Source organism: Paenibacillus massiliensis subsp. panacisoli DSM 21345 (assembly GCF_000426545.1).
Classification (GTDB): domain Bacteria; phylum Bacillota; class Bacilli; order Paenibacillales; family Paenibacillaceae; genus Paenibacillus; species Paenibacillus panacisoli.
This window is the reverse complement of record NZ_AUFO01000024.1, coordinates 51363-70285: the sequence shown is the minus strand read 5'-3', so window position 1 is coordinate 70285 and position 18923 is coordinate 51363. Positions and strand designations below refer to the sequence as shown.

Genomic DNA, 18923 nt, shown 5'->3' with positions numbered 1-18923 from the left:
ACGAAGCTCATGACCAGGTGGCTTCTTGTCGTATCCGGGGGTGAAGGAAGCTTGACCGTCACTGTACTTGGCTACATACTGAGCATACATGGAGGCCATACAAGCAGGAACTACATGTATGGCATCACCTATATGGCATCACCTATATGCATACGTTTACCTAACGTCTATACGGCGCCTATGGCATATGAATTTAGCCGCATGAGTCATAGACGAACAGTAGGGAAAGGAGAGAAGAGCATGTCCAGAGTTAACTTTTATCGGGATGCGGAGACTCCATTTCTGGAGGCCAAGCATTGCCTTGCTGATGATCTGGCTTACCATAAGCATTTTCACGAGGAATATTCCATAGGTCTGATCCATCAGGGACGTACTCGCGCCTGGTGTGATGGTCAATTGCTACATGTGGACGCCGGGAGAGTCATTAGCTTCCCGCCGCAGATGCTGCATGCCTGTCAGCCAGAGCCGGAGCTGGGCTGGCAATACAGTATGCTCTTCATTCAACCAGAGTGGCTGAGGCAGTTGGAGCCGCGGGAGCTGGAGCGTGTGCATATCCCGTATTTGCTCGCAGATGGCAAAAATCAAAAGTGTGCTGTCCTGATCGAGCATGTGATGGCTGCGCTGCGGGAGCACAGGGGACCACTGGAGACGGAGACAGCCCTCATTGACCTATTACAAGCCATTACAGGTGCGGAGCCGGATGATCTGCGCCACGCGCATCGCAGCAAGGGAGATCATCAATACATTCGACGGATTCATGAGTATCTGAACGAGCATTTTATGAAGCGAATTACCTTGGAGGAGCTAGAGCAGCAGGCAGGCATCAGCAGGTTCCATCTCATTCGTCTGTTCAAGCAGTGGAGCCACTTGCCCCCTCATGCTTATCAGAACGTGCTGCGCATCAATTTTGCCAAAGTCGAGCTGGCTCGTGCACGTCGATCGCTATCGGATATAGCGATTGAGGCAGGCTTTTATGACCAGAGTCACTTTACACGGATGTTCACCAGAATCGTCGGAGTCACGCCGCGCCAGTACAGTTTATCCGTATAGGTACTCATAGAAATAGAAGCTTCTATTTCTAGATTCAAATTATCATCATCTAGATTGAAATTATCATCAATGCAATTCGTCTTCTTCTGTCGACAAGATTCTTCTTACCTCGTAAAAATTCATATCAAGTAATATTCTGGAGCCATTCATTGGAGTAATATTTTGGCGCCGTATATCGGAGCAATTTTGTACAATATTTTGGTCGCCCTCTCCTGTACAGTAAGGATACTCAGATGGCTTTTCGCGAACAGTACCTGCTTTATTGTCAACGTAAATGTTACTGTCCCTGAGATTATGTTGGCATTAGTAGAAGTGCCTCGGTCTCGAAAAGCTGCCTTACGAAAAGGAGCTGGAAGAATGAATCAACTACAACCTACAGACCTAGATAAGCAGCTAGCAGAAGCACTCAAAGCTATTGCCCGTCGTCAGGATATCAAGGCTTATCTGGAGCAAAATGAACAGATGAACCGGCTGGTGCGTCGAGCGGCGGTGCAATATGTCACGGGCGAGCAGCGTTATGAAGCCATGATTGCAGCAGCTAGACTAGAGCAGCGTGGCTACGCCGTATCGCTTGAGTATATTGGAGAAAATACGACAAGCGAGAAGGAGTGCGAGCTAGCTGCGCAGGAGCTGTCTGATCTCATAGCTGAACTGGGGGCGTCCAGGCGTTCAGGTCGTGTTTCCTTTGACCTGTCTCATATCGGACTGCTGCTGGATACAGAGCTGGCGCTAGGATATTTGCTACAACTGGCAGCTCAGGCCAAGCCGCTGGGTATTGAGCTATTCATTAGTATGGAGGAATCCACCAAGACAGCCCGAATCTTACAGGTATATGAGCAGGCTGTGGCCCTACACTTGAATATCGGCATCACGCTACAGGCTCATTTACATCGTACCTGGGAGGATGTCACGGCGAAGCTTCCAGCTCAAGCCAGAGTACGTATCGTCAAGGGGGCTTATCAGGAGGATGAAGAAATCTGTCTTCCACGGTCACAAGCTTTGAATGAGCGTTACCTGGAGCTGTTGATTCACGTTGTGACTCAAGGCCATCAGGTATCCATTGCAACTCATGATGAAGCATTAATAGAAGTAATCCTGCAGAAGGGCTTGTTGGACAGACCGGGGGTGGAGTTCGAGATGCTGTACGGCATTCGACCGGAGCTCAGTGCTCGCCTCCAAGCCGCTGGACATCCTGTTCGTATCTATCTGACCTACGGACAGGAGTGGTATCTATACTTGTGCCATCGCATTGCCGAGTATCCGCCCAATCTGTACCGCGCCGTCATTCACATGATTCAGGAGGAACCTATAGACCCTATAGCATCCTATGGTGAATGGCCTACCCGATAAAAAAGATAGACAACCCAATATGCCCAACAAGCGCAACAAACATATCAAGTACAACAAGCACCATAAGCAAATTGGAAAAAGTAAGTTAAGCAAATTAATCAAAACAAGCACAACGAGAAAAGCTTACTAGAAGCCCACGGATAAAAACTCACGAAGAAAAGCCTAACAAAAGCAGCTCCCGAGCTTGCAGATGGATCAACCGTTACTATGGGGTAACGGTTTCTTTTTGTTGTGATACCGTTTACAATTCCATATATAATATGGAACATAACTATTGATCTAGGACGTGGATGATGTGAAAAAAACACTTCTGATCTATGTGGTGCTGATTGGCCTGTTTGCGCTCTATGTGTTCCGATACGAATATGCGAGCCGGACACAGGGAACCTGGGAGGAGCATGCGCTGCAGGGAACATTGACGGAAAGCTATGTCATGATAACGTTCCAGTCCGGGCTGGAGTATTGGAAGGGAGCGCTAAAAGGGTTTGAGGATGCAGCCGATGCGCTAGGGGTGACGGCTGAATATCGCGGAGCCACTCGTTATGACGTGCAGGAGCAGACGACGGTGATTGAGCAAGTCATAGCGCGCAAGCCGGCTGGGATCGCCATCTCAGCTATTGATCCGACCTCTGTCGTTCCAGCGATCAACAAAGCTATTGATGCTGGAATTCCTGTCGTCCTGTTCGATGCCGGGGCACCGGGCAGCCGGGCGTATTCTTTTCTGGGAACAGACAATTATCAAGCCGGTATCACCGCAGCAGACCAGATGGCAGAAAGGCTGGATGGTACAGGAGAGGTAGCCGTCTTGACACTCCCTGGTCAACAAAATCATATGGAGCGGACTCGCGGGTTCATGCAGCAGATCCAAACGCAATATCCTGCTATACAGGTCGTTGAGGTTGCGGATGGGGAAGGTGATGCGAAGGTATCGAACAGCGAGGCTCTTCGATTGATGACGGAGCATCCCCGACTGACGGGCATCTTTGTGACAGAAGCGACAGGGGCAGCGGGGGTAGGGGAGGCGGTTCGGAATGTTGCTGCTGACAGAGCGCTGACGGTTATTGCATTTGATACAAATAAAGCGACGCTGGACATGATCAAGGATGGGACGATCTCGGCGACAGTAGCCCAAGGAACCTGGAATATGGGGTACTGGTCCCTTCAATATTTGTTCCATTTGCAGCACGGCCTGACCGTTCCGGCACCTTCTCCGACAGCTCCCACGGCTCCACTGCCTGTGACGGTAGATACAGGGATATCGCTCGTGACCCGCCAGAATGTGGATGATTTTTATGCAAAATAAACATCAACGTCAGCAGCTACAGACTGAGATACGCGGCAGCCACGAGCAACAGTCAGCTGAGATACAAGAGGACCATGACCAGCATCAACGACTTCGAAAGCTTCTTACCCACATGCAGCTGCGGAATATGCCTCTGCGCTATCAGTTGATCCTGCTCTTTCTGTTATTCGCCATTGTCCCATCGGTCGGTTTGGGAGCTCTGGTGAACTGGACGGTCGAACGAATCGTAGAGCGGCAGGTGGAGAGCCATACACTACAGCTGATCGGGAAGGTGAATGAGGCGCTGGACAGTCAGATGGAGAACCTGCAGAACATGACCTATCTGATCGGTTTTCAGCCGGAGGTCATGGCCTTCATGTCAGGGCAGACGGCAGCGGATGGCTATACCGGACAGTCGGCGCAGACAGCAGACACGTCAGACTCAGGGTCTGGGGCTTCACCAGCTATAGCTTCGGCGCTGGCAACCGTCTCAGCTTCAGCAGCGGTCACACCATCTTCATCATTCTCATCGTCATCATCAGTTTTGTCTTCAACAGCAGTCTCGCCATCATCATTCTTATCATCAGTCTCGTCTTCAGCAACGGATTCAGATTCTCCGAAATCTGAATCGCAGCCTGCATGGCAGCAGCATTTACCGAAGGCTCCGTTGTCGGCTACGGGCGCACCATCGGCCCGGAGCCAGGATCAGCTGTACAGCATGAAGCAATACCTGCAGGGCTTTACGACACTCTATCCCGAGATTGCAGGCATTCTACTCGTCAATCAGCAAGGGGATTATATTAGCAATGATATGTATCCCAGATATGATCGCAGTCTGCTGCTGGAGGATTGGTACGTCAAGGCGAAGCAGAACCCCGGTATTTTCACTGTGCTGGGCCAGCCTGATCAGCGTAACCTGACGAGCCATGCCCGCTATCAGAACAATGAGCTGGTGTCGATCGTTCGCTCGGTGACAGATCCGGCCTCAGGCCAGGTGCTGGGCGTTATCCTGATTGACCTCAAGCAACGAAGCATCTCACAGGCAGCCAGAAATATAACCCTTGGCAAATCCGGCTACGTCATGGTGACGGATGCAGAGGGGAGAAGCATCTACATGCCGGAGCTGTCACCTATCAAGCATATCCCTCCAGAATGGCTCCATAGCGGAGAGAGCGGAGGCATTTTCACTCGGGAGACAGAAGGCAGGGAGATGCTGTTCATGTATCAGGCCTCTTCATTTACGGGCTGGCAGACGGTAGGTGTATTTCCTGCCGATGAATCGGTACAGGAGGTGCGCCAGATTCAATTTTATATTGTCTGCTTTGTGTTCATCGTCTGTCTATTCGGCTTGACGGCGTCCTTATGGTTATCCCGGTCGATTGCCCAGCCCATCCTGCAATTGATGTCTTATATGCGTAGAGCAGAGAAGGGAGATCTAAGCAAGGGGAAATGGACGGAGCGAGCGGATGAGGTGGGCATGCTCGGCAGGAGCTATAACCGCATGGTAGAGCAGCTTCAACAGCTAATGCAGCTGAACAAGGTGCGTGAACGTCAAAAGCGGGAAGCTGAGCTGCGCAGTCTGCAGGAGCATATCAAGCCACATTTTCTATACAATACGCTGGATACGATTCACTGGATGGCACGTAAGCAGGGAGCTGCCGATGTGTCTGTCATGGTAGGAGCACTCTCGCGTCTGTTTCGCATCGGACTCAGTAAAGGCGATGATTATATTCCACTGCAGGCGGAGATCGAACATATCTCCAGCTACCTGCATATTCAGCAAATGAGATACAGAGATCGGCTGCGCTATGAGCTGGTCGTGCCACCAGAGCTTGCGCGATTGTACCTGCTGAAGCTGCTGCTTCAACCCATCGTGGAAAATGCCATTTATCATGGAATCAAGGCCCGGCGTGGACCCGGCCTGATTCGCATTGAAGCTTCCACAGATGCAGACAGCCTCAGGCTCACTGTGAGCGATAATGGGGCAGGCATGTCAGCGCAGCGCTTGCAGGAAATCAGAGAGCTACTGGCATCCCCTGTGGAGAAGCTGGATACGCACGACCGAAGACAGGACACTACTTGGACAGGAAGAAGCTACGGTATGCTGAATGTGCAGGCTCGCCTGCGCCTGTCGTTCGGTGACACATATGGAATCACAGTAGATAGTGTGGAAGGGGAAGGGACCTGTGTAACTATCATTCATCCACTCTTGCCTGATATGCCAACACCTCAGGCTGAGCGGACGGAAAGCGAGGGATTGGATTGAGCGAAGTTGTGACTAACACAAACGGAGACGGTCATAGAGAACCTATGATGTGGCCGCTGGAAAAAGCCCGCAGCATAGGCACGAGTCCACCTACTGCTTCCTACAGAGTGCTGATCGCTGATGATGAGCCTATTATTCGTGAAGGTATACGAGAGGCCATCCCATGGTCTGAGCTAGGGATGGAGGTAGTCGGTGAAGCAGAGGATGGTGAGGAAGCACTGGAGCTTGCTCGAGAGCTGGATATTCATATTATGCTGGTCGATTTGAACATGCCTTTCCTGAACGGGATTGAGCTGATTCGTCGCTTACAGGAGGAATGCCCGGATTGCCGCTGCCTGATCATATCCGGTCATGATGAATTCGCCTATGCCCAGGAGGCTGTTCGTCTCGGTGTACAGGATTATCTGCTCAAGCCAGTAGACGACAGGCAATTATATGAGACCTTATCCGGTCTGCGACAGCGAATGGATGAGGAGCTTGCACGGAGCGCCTATGTGGAGCAGACGGCCATCCAATTGGAGCGACATATTCCCTTGCTCCGGCGTCGCAGCTGCCTGGAGTGGCTAGAGGGGAGCATGGAAGAACCCGAGGTGCTGGAGCAGCTCGCCTTCCTGAGCCTGCCGTCCCATCTTCCGGTACAGATTGGACTTGTACGCTGGCCAGGAGGGGAGTCGCAGAGCATTATGCAGGAGTCGGAGCGACAGCTGCTTCGATTCGGTGCTGAGAATATTATGGGGGAGCTGCTGACGGAGCTTCCGCATGTGTTGTTCCAGACGCGCGGAGGACTGGTTGGTATGTGTCTGTGGCAGCTTGCGCCTGAAGGTATGGAGGCGGAGATTGAACAGAAGATTGGCAGCTTCCTGAATATCGCGGTACATTGCTGCCTGGAGAAGAATGAAGATGGACTGGATGGACTTCGAGCAGCGTATCGGCACTGCCGTGAGCAATTGCAGTATGAGGCCCAGGTGTCTCCCTTGGTCCGCCGTGCACGTCAGCTGATCCGGGAGCGTTATGCCCAGCGCGAGCTTACGCTGGATTCGCTGGCAGCCAGCCTGCAGGTATCGCCCGTGTATCTCAGTCGTGTGCTCAAGAAGGAGCTGAACGATAACTTCGTCACACTTGTCACGCGTACCCGAATTCGCAAGGCCGTGCAGCTGCTGGATTCCACCCTGCTGCCCATTCATGCGATCGCAGAGCAGACCGGATATGACAGCCAGCATTATTTCAGCACGGCATTCAAGAAGATTATGGGCGTCTCTCCGGCCCAGTACCGCCGAGGTCGGGGCACGTTACCAAGTGGGAAGCAATAACGAATAGACGAATAAACGAATAAAGCGATCACTGAAAACTGATAACGATCACTGAAAACTGCTGATAGCTGATAATTGATGAGCCTTAATAACTGACAATGAAATAGCACAGGCCACAGAATAGCAAGCTTAACAGCGGTCGATAGGGCTCCCCGCTTACAGCGGCTCTACACTCCCATATGATTGATCTGGTTAAGGTATAGTAGAAACCAAATGACTTCATCCGTTCTCTGGAGCTGGTGAGGTCTTTTTGTGTTTTTTTAGAGGCAACCGTTCACTAATTTTGATGAGCAGTCGAGCCTGACAAGACAAAAGTTAAAATTTTATAAAAAAGGTTCATTCATCATAAAGACCCTGCTTATTCCCAAGTGATACCATATCCATGCAGGTGACGTACCAATATTACATTTTGAAAGCGTTATCCAATTGTGTCACTGAACATCCGCCAGCAAGTAGCGGCAAGCACAATTCGGGACGAGTGGGTTGGCGATTCAATAGGAAAGGGGACTTCGCGATGAAAAAAGGAGCTGTAATGCTGTGGCTGCTGGCCATGACCCTGCTGCTATCCGCCTGCAATCTGGCAGAGAGCGGGCCGGGCAGCAGAGAGAAGGGCTACGTGGGCATATCTATGCCGACCAAATCCTCTGCACGCTGGGTAGCTGATGGAGAGAATATGGTCCGTCTCTTTCAGGAGCAAGGCTATAAGACGGACCTGCAATACGCTGAGGATGTCGTTGAGAATCAAATTTCGCAGATCGAGAACATGATTACCAAGGGCGTTGATGTCATGGTCATCGCTTCGGTAGACGGCAATACACTGACAGATGTAATTCAGAAGGCACATGATCAGGGAATTCAGGTGATTTCCTATGATCGTCTGATTCGCAATACACCTTATCTAACTTACTACGCAACGTTTGACAATTTCAAGGTAGGCGTGCAGCAGGCCTCGTATATCGAGCAGCGTTTGGAGCTTAAGGAGGGTAAAGGACCGTTCAACATTGAGATGTTCGGCGGGTCACCGGACGATAACAACGCCTATTTCTTCTTTGACGGGGCCATGTCTGTGCTACAGCCCTACATTGATGAGGGCAAGCTTGTCGTCCGTAGTCAACAGACCACGATGGCCCAGATTGCCACGCTGCGTTGGGATGGTGCGCTAGCTCAGTCCCGGATGGATAATCTGCTGAGCGCCTACTATTCGACAGAACGGGTGGACGCTGTGCTGTCACCGTACGATGGAATTAGTATCGGAATTATATCCTCATTGAAGGGCGTCGGCTATGGTAGCAGTGCCAAGCCCTTGCCGATCATCACCGGGCAGGATGCTGAGCTCTCCTCGATCAAATCCATTGTAGCCGGGGAGCAGACGCAAACGGTATTCAAGGATACACGTAAATTAGCGGAGAAGACGGTAGAGATGGCTAACAGCATCTTACAAGGTCAACAGGCGGAAGTGAACGACACGGAGTCTTATAACAATGGAATAGAGGTAGTCCCGGCTTATCTACTGGACCCTATTTCTGTCGATCAGAGCAATGTGGAGAAGGATATTGTGGATAGCGGATATTACACCCGCGAGGAGATTGGTCTTAAGTAACAAGCAGAAGACACGAGCTGGAAAGGAGCAGGTCCATGGCTGGAATCATTCTGGAGATGATTGGTATCACCAAAGCTTTCCCGGGCGTCAAGGCGCTGGAGGACGTGAATCTACGGATTCGCGAGGGAGAGATTCACGCTTTGTGTGGCGAGAATGGAGCAGGAAAATCGACCTTGATGAAGGTGCTTAGCGGAGTGTATCCCCACGGCTCTTATGAAGGGGAGATTCGTTTTCAAGGCCAGACGTGTGAGTTCAAGGATATTCGGCAAAGTGAGGAGCTTGGGATCGTTATTATCCATCAAGAGCTCGCGTTAATTCCGGAGCTGTCGATTGCGGAAAATATCTATTTGGGCAATGAGCGAGCCAGCAAAGGAGTGATCGACTGGAACGCCACTTATGCGGGCACGCAGCAGCTTTTGGCCAAGGTCGGACTGCATGAGCGGCCAGACACGCTGGTATCCAGCATCGGTGTAGGGAAGCAGCAGCTCGTCGAGATCGCCAAGGCCTTATCCAAAAAGGTCAAGCTGCTCATTCTGGATGAGCCGACGGCAGCCCTGAATGAGAACGATAGCGAGAACCTGCTGCAATTGATGCTGGAGCTGAAGCGACAGGGCATTTCCTGCATTATCATCTCCCATAAGCTGAATGAGATATCCAAAGTGGCAGATTCTGTGACCATCCTGCGTGACGGGCACACCATTGAGACACTGGACATGAAGAAGGACGTGGTTACAGAGGATCGGATCATCAGCGGTATGGTTGGCAGAGATCTGACCAGCCGCTATCCGGAGCGACACGCCGAGATTGGTGAGGTCATTCTGGAGGTGAAGGACTGGACGGTCTACCATGAGCATCATGCGGACCGCAAAGTGCTGGAGGAGGTCAATCTGCAGCTACGGCGCGGGGAGATTGTCGGAATCGCCGGACTGATGGGAGCAGGTCGAACGGAGCTGGCCATGAGCATCTTCGGCAGATCCTACGGGCGTAGCATCTCCGGGCAGCTCATCAAGGAGGGCCGCATCATTCGCAACCGGACCGTGACGGAGGCTATTGAGAATGGGTTCGCTTATGTTACCGAGGATCGCAAGGCTTACGGCCTGATTCTGATGGATGACATCAAGCGCAACATCTCGCTGACCGGCTTGCCCAAGCTTAGTCAGAACACCGTGGTGAACGAGCATGAGGAAGTGCTGGTGGCTGAGGAGATGAAGCGCAGCATGAATATCAAGGCACCAAGCATTTTGCAGAAGACCGGTAATCTAAGCGGTGGCAATCAGCAGAAGGTGGTACTGGGAAAATGGATATTCGCGGAGCCTGACATTCTCATGCTGGATGAGCCGACGCGCGGTATTGATGTAGGTGCCAAATATGAGATCTATACCATCATTCATCGACTGGCTGCAGAAGGAAAGGCTGTGCTGGTGATTTCCTCCGAGTTGTCCGAGATTCTTGGGCTATGTGATCGCATCTATGTCATGAACGCAGGACGAATGACCGGAGAAGTGAGCCGTGAGGAAGCATCGCAGGAAGTGCTTATGAGATATATGACCAAGTCAGGAGGCGGGAAGCATGACCATGTTGGCTAGATTGTTCAAGGGGAATGTACGGCAATACGGTATGATATTTGCATTGGTGGTCATCATGCTGCTGTTCCAGGTGTTAACGGGCGGGCTATTGCTCAAGCCGATCAATATTACCAATCTGATTTTGCAAAATAGCTATATTCTGGTGCTTGCCATCGGCATGGTGCTGGTCATTATAACAGGGCACATTGATTTGTCGGTCGGTTCGGTTGCTGCATTTGTGGGTGCGGTAGCTGCGATCATGATGGTAGACTGGCAGCTGCCGACATGGATAGCTGTTATTGCTGCCATCCTGGTTGGTGGCTTAATCGGTGCCTGGCAAGGCTTTTGGGTCGCGTATGTACGGATTCCGGCCTTTATCGTGACGCTGGCGGGTATGCTGCTCTTCCGCGGTCTGACCATGATTGTGCTGGATGGGCAGTCCATCTCTCCATTCCCTGGTGGATTTCAGAAGCTGAGCTCAGGTTTCCTGCCGGACGTTGCTTTTTCAGGAGTTAGTATCATCTCGGTGGTAGTGGGTGTTGCACTGAGTGTCTGGTACATTCTGAGTGAAATGCGTGCTCGTCGTGCGCAATTAAAATATGGATTTGAAGCGGGGGCTAATAGTTTATTCCTCCTGAAGCTGGCTGCGGTAGCAATCATAACGAATGTGTTCACCTTCATGCTGGCGAGCTATGCGGGCATTCCGAACATTCTGGTTCTGTTGTTCGCACTTATTATTGCCTATTCCTTTATCATGAATCGTACGGTCATCGGACGACATGTGTATGCACTCGGAGGAAATGAGAAGGCGGCTGAGCTGTCCGGGGTCAAGACGAAAAAGGTCACGTTCTGGGTGTTCGTCAATATGGGTGTGCTGGCTGCCATCTCTGGCCTGATTTTTGCCGCACGTCTGAATGCTGCTACGCCGCGGGCTGGAACGAACTTTGAGCTGGATGCTATTGCAGCCTGCTTCATTGGGGGGGCTTCGGCCTCCGGGGGGATCGGGACGGTCTATGGTGCAATCATCGGGGGCTTGGTTATGGGCGTGCTGAACAATGGTATGTCGCTCATCGGCCTCGGTATTGATTGGCAGCAAGGTATTAAAGGTCTGGTACTTCTACTGGCCGTAGCATTCGATATCTACAATAAGAATAAGCGCGCAGCTTAGGCACCAAAATCAACCATTTACGATCTATTGCCGCTATTCATAACCTGTTGTAAAGTGAGGGAGATAAGGCACTTTTACATCGTATCCGGGTATCTTCAACTGGATGTCTGAGCTGTATTTTGGGCCTGGATGTATGCAAAATGCTGACTTTACAGCGAACAGGGGCGATAGGGATGAGAGGGAGCATTGAGAGACTTGTGCCGGTCTGGATTACGATGAGCCTGCTGCTGGCGGCTTGTACGGGGATGCAGAATTCAGCTGTAGATCGGGAACAGCCTGTCCCGGCACAGACGCAAAAGGGTGTGAACACCCAAGGTGAAGCTAAGACGGACAGCGGCTTGGGTGCGGGGAGTGAGCATACGCTAGACAGTGAAGATGCTTCAGCATCCACGACTCCAGCGGCAAGCCATTCGAGTCTAGGCTCCTCGTCAGCGGTGTCATCGACATCATCGTCATCAATATCATCTTCATTTTCGGTGTCGTCTGCGGAACCACTTGCAGTTCTCAATCCTTCCTTACTATTGACCGAAGGCGCCTTAGGCTTTGCAGATGCGTCAGGCAGCAGATTGTTAGTTGATTCGCCAAGCGAGGGCAAGGTGCCGAGTCAGGGATACAATCTCGCCGTAGGCTACCATGGCCAGCGCCTCGCTGTTCGATATATGAGTGTACAGGAGCGAAATGATGCGGATAATGGCCGCCAGACGGCCCAGAACTTTGATTATTTGCCTGGCAGTCTCTATGAGATCATCGAGGGGAAGGCTACGCCGAATGAGACCTATTTCTTGACAATGGCGCAAGACATGCCTGAAGCTGCTCAACTGGGCATGACCTCTATACGTGAAGAGCAGACACCTGCTGCGCTCGTCAGCCGTCTGGATAATACCTGGAAGCGTCAGATTCAACATATCTGGCCTTTAGAGCAGATTGACTCACAGGGTAAGTTGTACCTGGTCCAATTCGAGCCCAAAGGCCAAGAACTGCTGGCCAGCCTTGTGCTTGACAGCAAGGATGGACTGATCGTGCAGGATTATCCTGCGCAGCTTGAGGGCTATTCAGCTTGGCGAGTGGACGATGGTGGAGAGGTCCTGCCAGAGATGTTCTCATTCCTGTGGGCCGCTCGCACACCGCAAGGATTCATGCTGGGTGTGCAATGGATGGGAGCAGAAGGTGAGTCCGTCACGTTCCTGTCAAGGGAGCAGAACCAATTTACGGAGCTGGACGTTACTTATGGTCGCTATATGTCACCATTGTGACGGTTAAAGAGACGACGCATATAATTATCTTCTTTATAATTGTCTTTTAAAATACTTGCGCTACTGCTGCAATAGACCTCAGAGACGTGATAACGGATCTATGAGGTCTATTTATTTTGCTGAACATATATTGTTGCTGTTATTCTGCTGTTGCTATCGTTATAGCTCAGTTATATTTGAAGAGTCTTGCTGAAAGGAACGCAGAACTAGGCTCGAATGAATTCAATGCTTCAAGATTAAATTCTGTTGAATTCGATGCCTCTGAAACGATATTTGATAATGATTCTCAGTGAAACTATAATAGAACTAACATAAATTCTGGAAGCGGGGGGTTGGAGCACGAATGGTGACACGCGATCAAATGCTGTTATGGACTTGCGCTTCCATTGATATTGTCGATATTCGACATAGCCAGCTGCAGCCGGGAGAAGAGCTGGATTATGTTGCACCTGCAGAGCTATTCCTCATATCAGGGGCAGGGATGGCTCGAATTGAGGCTGGCGATGTAATTTGCAGCTCTGAGGGTTCACCTGTCGTTCATGTCGTGAAAGGAACACGCCTTCATATCAGTCAGGTGTCGAACGGGCTGGAATACGTCCTGATATTGTACAAAGCCTCTCTTCCACAGCAATTACCGAGCGGGTTGCTTGAGCCGGAGCTGGCTGTGGATCGTTTTGGCTCTTGTTATGGCGGTCCTCCCGGGTCCACTGCCATGTATAGAAGCATGGCGTCCGATATGGACAGATTATGGCATCAGGAGGACCCGCTGGCGCGTCTGGAGGCAAAGCAACGCTTCTATGCCTTCGTGCAGCTGCTGCTAACAGAGCTGGATCGGCTGGAGGGAGCCGCTGACAGGACAGAGGAGCAGGATATGATCGCTTCCGCTCTCTGGCATATGGAGGCTTGCTACAACGAGCCTATTACGCTGTCCTCCTTGGCTGAGCGATTACTTACAAGCCCTCGTCAATTGCAAAGAGGCTTCAAGGCTCGCTTCGGACACGGGCCGATGGAGCATTTGATTGGCATTCGTATGGAGCGTGCAAAGCGACTTTTGGAGCAAAGCGGGCAACCTGTTGCACAAATTGCAGAAGAGGTCGGGTATCCAGATAGCTATTATTTCAGTCGGTTGTTTAAGAAAAAGATCGGACAGTCTCCGAGAGGCTATAGACAGACACATACAGCCAATCCATTCATGACAGGAGTAAATTGTGATAATTGTCGTATTTCTCCAAGTTCATCGTCGCAAACGGTCATTGTCCCTGCCAAATTCGATAGTTATCATCAAAGGGTGAGCGCCACGCAATCCTTCCGTGCACTATTGTCACTAACCCTGATGTGTACCGGAGGACTCGCTTACGTGGACGACAGGATTCGCATGCCTCATATGAGAGGAATATTGGAGCTTGAACGCAAGCCCGAGCGAATCGTCGTGCTTGATTATCAATATTCAGATCAACTGCTATCCCTTGGTGTCTGCCCGGTAGGTAGTGTGGCTTGCAGTATTGTAACGGATGGACTTCCTTTACCACTGAAGCAGTTCATGGGAAGCATGTATCACCTCGGAACGAAGGAGCAGCCTGATCTGCAAGCCTTGGGCGAGCTTCAGCCTGATCTTATTGTCTGTACGTCATTTCAGGAGCACTGTTATGGGGAGCTGCTGGGCATAGCGCCGACAGTAATGTTTGATCGCAATGAGGATTGGCGTGTCACACTGCTTAGATTTGGCGAGCTTGTAGGTCGACAGCATCAGGCTCTTGAGATCCTAGACGGCTTCAATACCAAGCTGGATCGACTGCGTCGCAGAATTGAAACTGGTCAGGAACAGACAGTGGCATTGATTCGACCACGTGACGGCAGCATACGACTGCATACGGAGCGGCATCGAACCGCGCGCCTGTTGTATGAGGATCTTGGCCTTGCTCCGCCAGCGCTCGCAGTGAAGCAGACCGGCACTAGCTCATTAATTCCGTTAGAGACGTTGCCAGAGTTGCAGGCGGATCGGTTATTTGTGCTGACAGATAATTTGAATCAGGAGCAGACTCAGCTATATGAGCAGCATCCTTTGTGGAGTAGTATGAGTGCTGTTCGGAGTGGACGAGTGCGTCATTTTCACACTGCATTATGGACCGGTTATTATGGGCCACTGGCGATGAACAGGGTCGTTGATGAGATTGAAGAGACATTGCTGCCCCCTATTACTTCTAATTTTCGTATTCATAATTTGTAATTAAAAGTAAATATTCCAATTCGGATGGTGAGGGACCTATGCCTGTTACTAAACTGAGTCTAACGGTCGCCTCCAGCGCGGGTAATGAACGAGAGCGCGAGGAGCTGGCTGAACTGCACAGCATCATTATGAATTGGGTGATCCAGATGAACATCCGCGATTGTATTCAGGTCAAAATGGAGTATGAGGCGGTTGATCAGGAGGCCCTCCCCGTAGCTGCGGCTACACGTATCCCACAGTCGGCAGGGCCGGCGGAGTCTGTGGTGCTGAGCGGGAGGCAGCTTGAGATTGCTGAGCTGCTGTGCCGCCACTACAGTATTCGCAGAATTGCGGAGGAATTATATATTAGCGTTAATACGGTTAAAAAGCATATTCAGAATATTAAGAAAACGCTCTGTATCGAGCAGACAGGAGGAGATTTCGTCTTTCTGCTGGCAGAGAAGCTGAAAAGCCACAGTAGAACGCAAGACTAACCCCAAATTAACACGATAAGAGTATGAATATAATCCTGCTGGATAATATTCAGTTCCACTCCATAAATGGTATGATTTAGGCAACCTACTGATAATGATTATCATTAGCGGTAGATCATAAATCGTATCCAAGGAGTGAACCCGTATGCATCCAGCTACAGCGGCAACAGAAGCATCTGCCAACAGCCGTTATCTACAAAGCCAGCAGGAGCGTGAATCTTCGGCCCGCTCCTACCCTAGACGCCTTCCGATCGTGATTGCCGAAGCGGAGGGAGTCCATATCAAGGATATGGACGGTAAGGTCTATTACGACTGCTTAGCCGGCGCAGGAACCTTGGCGCTTGGGCATAATCATCCCGTGGTGATTGAAGCGATGAGGAATGTGTTCGATCAGAAAATTCCTCTGCATACGCTTGATCTTACAACTCCGCTTAAGGAGAGCTTTATTGACGAGTTATTCGCGAGCTTGCCTCCGTCCTTTGCCCGTCATGCCCGTATTCAGTTCTGTGGCCCAACCGGCGGCGATGCCGTCGAGGCCTCAATCAAGCTGATGAAGACGGCGACTGGCAGACGAAGCGTGCTGGCGTTCCATGGAGGCTATCATGGCTCGACCCATGCGACGATGAGCATCAGCGGTACGCTGGGGCAGAAGGAGCAAATATCAGGCCAGATGCCAGATGTTCATTTCCTGCCGTATCCGTATGCTTATCGTTGTCCTTTTGGTGTTGGAGGCGATGAGACACAGCGACTGGGTCTCCGTTATATCGAGAATGTACTGCGTGATCCAGAGAGCGGGATCGTGAAGCCAGCGGCGATGATTGTTGAGCCTGTTCAGGGCGAAGGAGGCTCGATACCAGCTCCAGCTGAATGGCTGAATGGGCTCCGGCGTATTACCCAAGAGCAACAAATTCCCCTCATTGTGGATGAGGTTCAGACAGGATTTGGACGTACCGGAAAGCTATTCGCCTTTGAGCATGCCGGGATTGAGCCAGATGCCATCGTGCTGTCAAAAGCGATTGGAGGCAGTCTGCCACTCTCCGTTGTCGTCTATCATGAACGCTACGATGTGTGGCGGCCAGGTGCGCATATTGGTACTTTCCGTGGCAATCAGCTAGCCATGGCAGCCGGGCTCGCAGCACTTCGCTATATCAAAGAGCAAGAGCTGCCTGAGCGGGCTCGTCAACTGGGCGAGCGCCTGCAAGGAAGACTACGCCAGCTGGCGGAGCAGGAGCCTTGCATCGGGGATGTACGCGGGCTAGGCTTGATGATCGGGGTAGAGATCGTCGATGAGCATGGTAAGCCGGATCATCTGGGCCATATACCTGCAGCTTCGCGGTTAGCAGCGCAAATCCAGCAGGAATGCCTGAGACGTGGACTTATTTTGGAGGTCGGAGGTCGACACTCTGCGGTTATGCGGTTCCTTCCACCGCTCATCGTGACGGAGGAGCAACTGGACGATATCGCTGATCGGTTCTGCGAATCGGTGCGGGCAGCCCGCAAGGCTCTGTCATGCTGACAGAACGGATGACAGTGACGACGGCACAGGGGATGGCCGAGAGTATGACCGCTCGTTCGCTGCTTAATGCTTTCCTGCGGGAAAACGAAGACGCGATAGAGTCAGTCGCCGAGCTTGAAGCTGCGGCACAGCAGGGCTCAGCCGTATCACTAAGCTTGCTGCTGGCGAATGGCGCAAAATTGCGCGTCACGATCCGTTATGCCTCACTGACCGGACAGCACCTGTTCGAGGAAGGCTGGTTATTGGAACGTGGCGGCTATACTGGGCAGCTCAGCTTCGAAGAGTTGGCCGAGACGCTGGTCACGGAGCTGGCACTCCGCTTCGACTCGGAGGCTAGTCTGAACACGACAGCGGTGTTGGAACGCATACACCGTAGCGTCTCTCAACTGCGGGGGCATTTGGAACAGTGGGTGGAGGCCGGGGCGGATGACAAGAATCCGAACAGGCTGGATTACATTGCCTCAGAGCAAAGTGTATTTGCAGGCCACCCGTTCCATCCATATCCCAAAAGCGCCGAAGGCATGAGCGAATCTGAGCAGGATCGCTACAGCCCGGAGCGCGGTGCGAACTTTGTCCTTTATTATTTCGCGGTTCATGCTTCCAGACTGCAGGAGCAGTGGCTGCAGGGAGAAGAAAGCCGCGCCTTTCCAGCGGAGGTATATGTGCAGTTCCGGCAGGCATTGTCGGAGCGTCTGAGTAGCGAGGCAGACACGCTGTACAAGCCCTTGCCCATGCACCCGTGGCAGGCATACCGCATGCTGGAGCGCCCTTGGGTGAGGGAATTGATACAGCGTGAAGAGCTCATTCCACTGGGGCCATTAGGCCCGAGGGTATACCCTACCTCATCCGTACGAACCGTCTGGGAGCCTTCTAGTCGGAACGGCTGGAAGCTTCCGCTGGAGGTGCGCATTACGAATCTGATTCGTGTCAATACGCCAGAGCAGACGTCTCGTACCATGGATGCAGCATCCTTGACTGCGTTTTTGGGGCATGAGCTGGTCCAGGAGCTGCCTGGCTTACTTCCAGAGACGGGGTTCATCGGCCTTGTAGCGCCAGGTCAGGATCAGCCTGATCCGGCCTTCACTGTACTCATCCGACCGATGGAGGTGGATCGAACGTCCACGTTCGTGCTGGCTTCGGCGCTGGAGAGCTGGCCGGGTGAGCATACACCCAAGCTGGCCCAGGCCATATCAGATCGTGCGCGAAATGGGGGGAATCTGCCCATACCCGATATGAAGGCATGGCTGGAATGCTATCTGCGGTTGTCTATGCTGCCGTTGCTGCGTGTCTGGGATCGCTTCGGCATCAGCTTTGAGGCGCATGCACAGAATTCGCTGTTGTCGCTGAAGGACGGCTGGCCTAGCTGCTTTTACATCCGCGATCTGGAAGGGATGAGCGTAGATCATGAGCTCGCCCGCAAGCTGGAATGGATTGGTGGCTCTATTGCGGAGGATAGCCCACTGTTATACGCCCCGGCAGAGGCTTGGCATCGTACCAAATACTACTTTTTTGTCAATCACCTCGGTTCGCTAATTCATGCTCTCGCTCTTTGGCAGGAGCGGCCAGAGGGTGAAGGCTGGGCTGTCGTGCGTAGTCTGCTGCTAGAGGAGCGGGAGCGTGCGAGTGTGCGGCTGCGTCCGTATGTGGAAGAGCTACTGAATACAGATACGTTGCCGGCAAAGGCCAACTTTTCCAGTTGCCTGGCAGATAAGGGAGATACACCGTCGTATTTGGGAATTCCGAATCCAATACGAGAGAGCTGTCTTTCATCCGAAAGGGGTTCGCGTGGTAACAGCATTTTAGGTGAGCAACGAGACTGTGGGAGCTGAATGGATAGGCTTCAGACGTCACGGCATGTTCCAC

Annotated in this window: 13 protein-coding genes; all 13 read left to right on the top strand. The window is 51.8% G+C overall.

Going from position 1 to position 18923, the window contains the following annotated elements:
* Positions 1 to 240 precede the first annotated feature (240 nt).
* The 13 genes from K331_RS0119030 (at position 241) to K331_RS0118965 (ending at position 18889) form a co-directional block, all read left to right on the top strand.
* The gene (locus K331_RS0119030) at positions 241 to 1050 is read left to right on the top strand and encodes a helix-turn-helix transcriptional regulator (RefSeq protein ID WP_028591555.1); all 810 of its coding nucleotides are present in this window, start codon (positions 241 to 243) and stop codon (positions 1048 to 1050) included.
* Positions 1051 to 1407: 357 nt separating this feature from the next.
* Entirely contained in the window at positions 1408 to 2400 is a 993-nt protein-coding gene (locus K331_RS0119025; RefSeq protein WP_028591554.1) for a proline dehydrogenase family protein, read from the top strand.
* A 295-nt stretch (positions 2401 to 2695) separates the two neighbouring features.
* Positions 2696 to 3703: a substrate-binding domain-containing protein gene (locus tag K331_RS0119015; protein WP_028591553.1), complete on the top strand. Its 1008-nt coding sequence runs from the start codon at positions 2696 to 2698 to the stop codon at positions 3701 to 3703.
* A complete protein-coding gene (locus K331_RS0119010) occupies positions 3693 to 5948 on the top strand; it encodes a sensor histidine kinase (protein ID WP_028591552.1) in 2256 nt (751 codons plus the stop codon). Before K331_RS0119015 ends, K331_RS0119010 begins: the two co-directional genes overlap by 11 nt.
* 47 nt (positions 5949 to 5995) lie before the next feature.
* On the top strand, positions 5996 to 7258 hold the full coding sequence (locus K331_RS0119005) for a response regulator transcription factor (protein WP_051289919.1): 1263 nt from the start codon (positions 5996 to 5998) through the stop codon (positions 7256 to 7258).
* 514 nt (positions 7259 to 7772) lie between these two features.
* Positions 7773 to 8858 (top strand): multiple monosaccharide ABC transporter substrate-binding protein, encoded by a 1086-nt coding sequence (chvE, locus tag K331_RS0119000; RefSeq protein ID WP_028591550.1) that lies wholly within the window; start codon positions 7773 to 7775, stop codon positions 8856 to 8858.
* Between the two features lie 35 nt (positions 8859 to 8893).
* Positions 8894 to 10444, top strand: a complete 1551-nt coding sequence (gene mmsA, locus K331_RS0118995; protein ID WP_028591549.1) for a multiple monosaccharide ABC transporter ATP-binding protein — start codon at positions 8894 to 8896, stop codon at positions 10442 to 10444.
* Positions 10428 to 11591, top strand: coding sequence for a multiple monosaccharide ABC transporter permease (gene mmsB, locus K331_RS0118990; RefSeq protein ID WP_028591548.1), 1164 nt, complete (start codon positions 10428 to 10430; stop codon positions 11589 to 11591). Before mmsA ends, mmsB begins: the two co-directional genes overlap by 17 nt.
* A 173-nt stretch (positions 11592 to 11764) precedes the next feature.
* Positions 11765 to 12844, top strand: coding sequence for a hypothetical protein (locus K331_RS29940; RefSeq protein ID WP_051289918.1), 1080 nt, complete (start codon positions 11765 to 11767; stop codon positions 12842 to 12844).
* A 343-nt stretch (positions 12845 to 13187) separates the two neighbouring features.
* On the top strand, positions 13188 to 15071 hold the full coding sequence (locus K331_RS0118980; protein ID WP_028591547.1) for an AraC family transcriptional regulator: 1884 nt from the start codon (positions 13188 to 13190) through the stop codon (positions 15069 to 15071).
* Between the two features lie 38 nt (positions 15072 to 15109).
* Positions 15110 to 15544, top strand: a complete 435-nt coding sequence (locus K331_RS0118975) for a response regulator transcription factor (protein ID WP_028591546.1) — start codon at positions 15110 to 15112, stop codon at positions 15542 to 15544.
* Positions 15545 to 15689: 145 nt separating this feature from the next.
* Positions 15690 to 17060 carry a diaminobutyrate--2-oxoglutarate transaminase gene (locus K331_RS0118970; protein ID WP_028591545.1) on the top strand — a complete coding sequence of 457 codons (1371 nt, stop codon included), beginning with the start codon at positions 15690 to 15692 and terminating at the stop codon, positions 17058 to 17060.
* Complete coding sequence (locus tag K331_RS0118965; RefSeq protein ID WP_084165512.1) at positions 17054 to 18889, top strand: IucA/IucC family protein; 1836 nt, start codon at positions 17054 to 17056, stop codon at positions 18887 to 18889. Before K331_RS0118970 ends, K331_RS0118965 begins: the two co-directional genes overlap by 7 nt.
* Positions 18890 to 18923 lie beyond the last annotated feature (34 nt).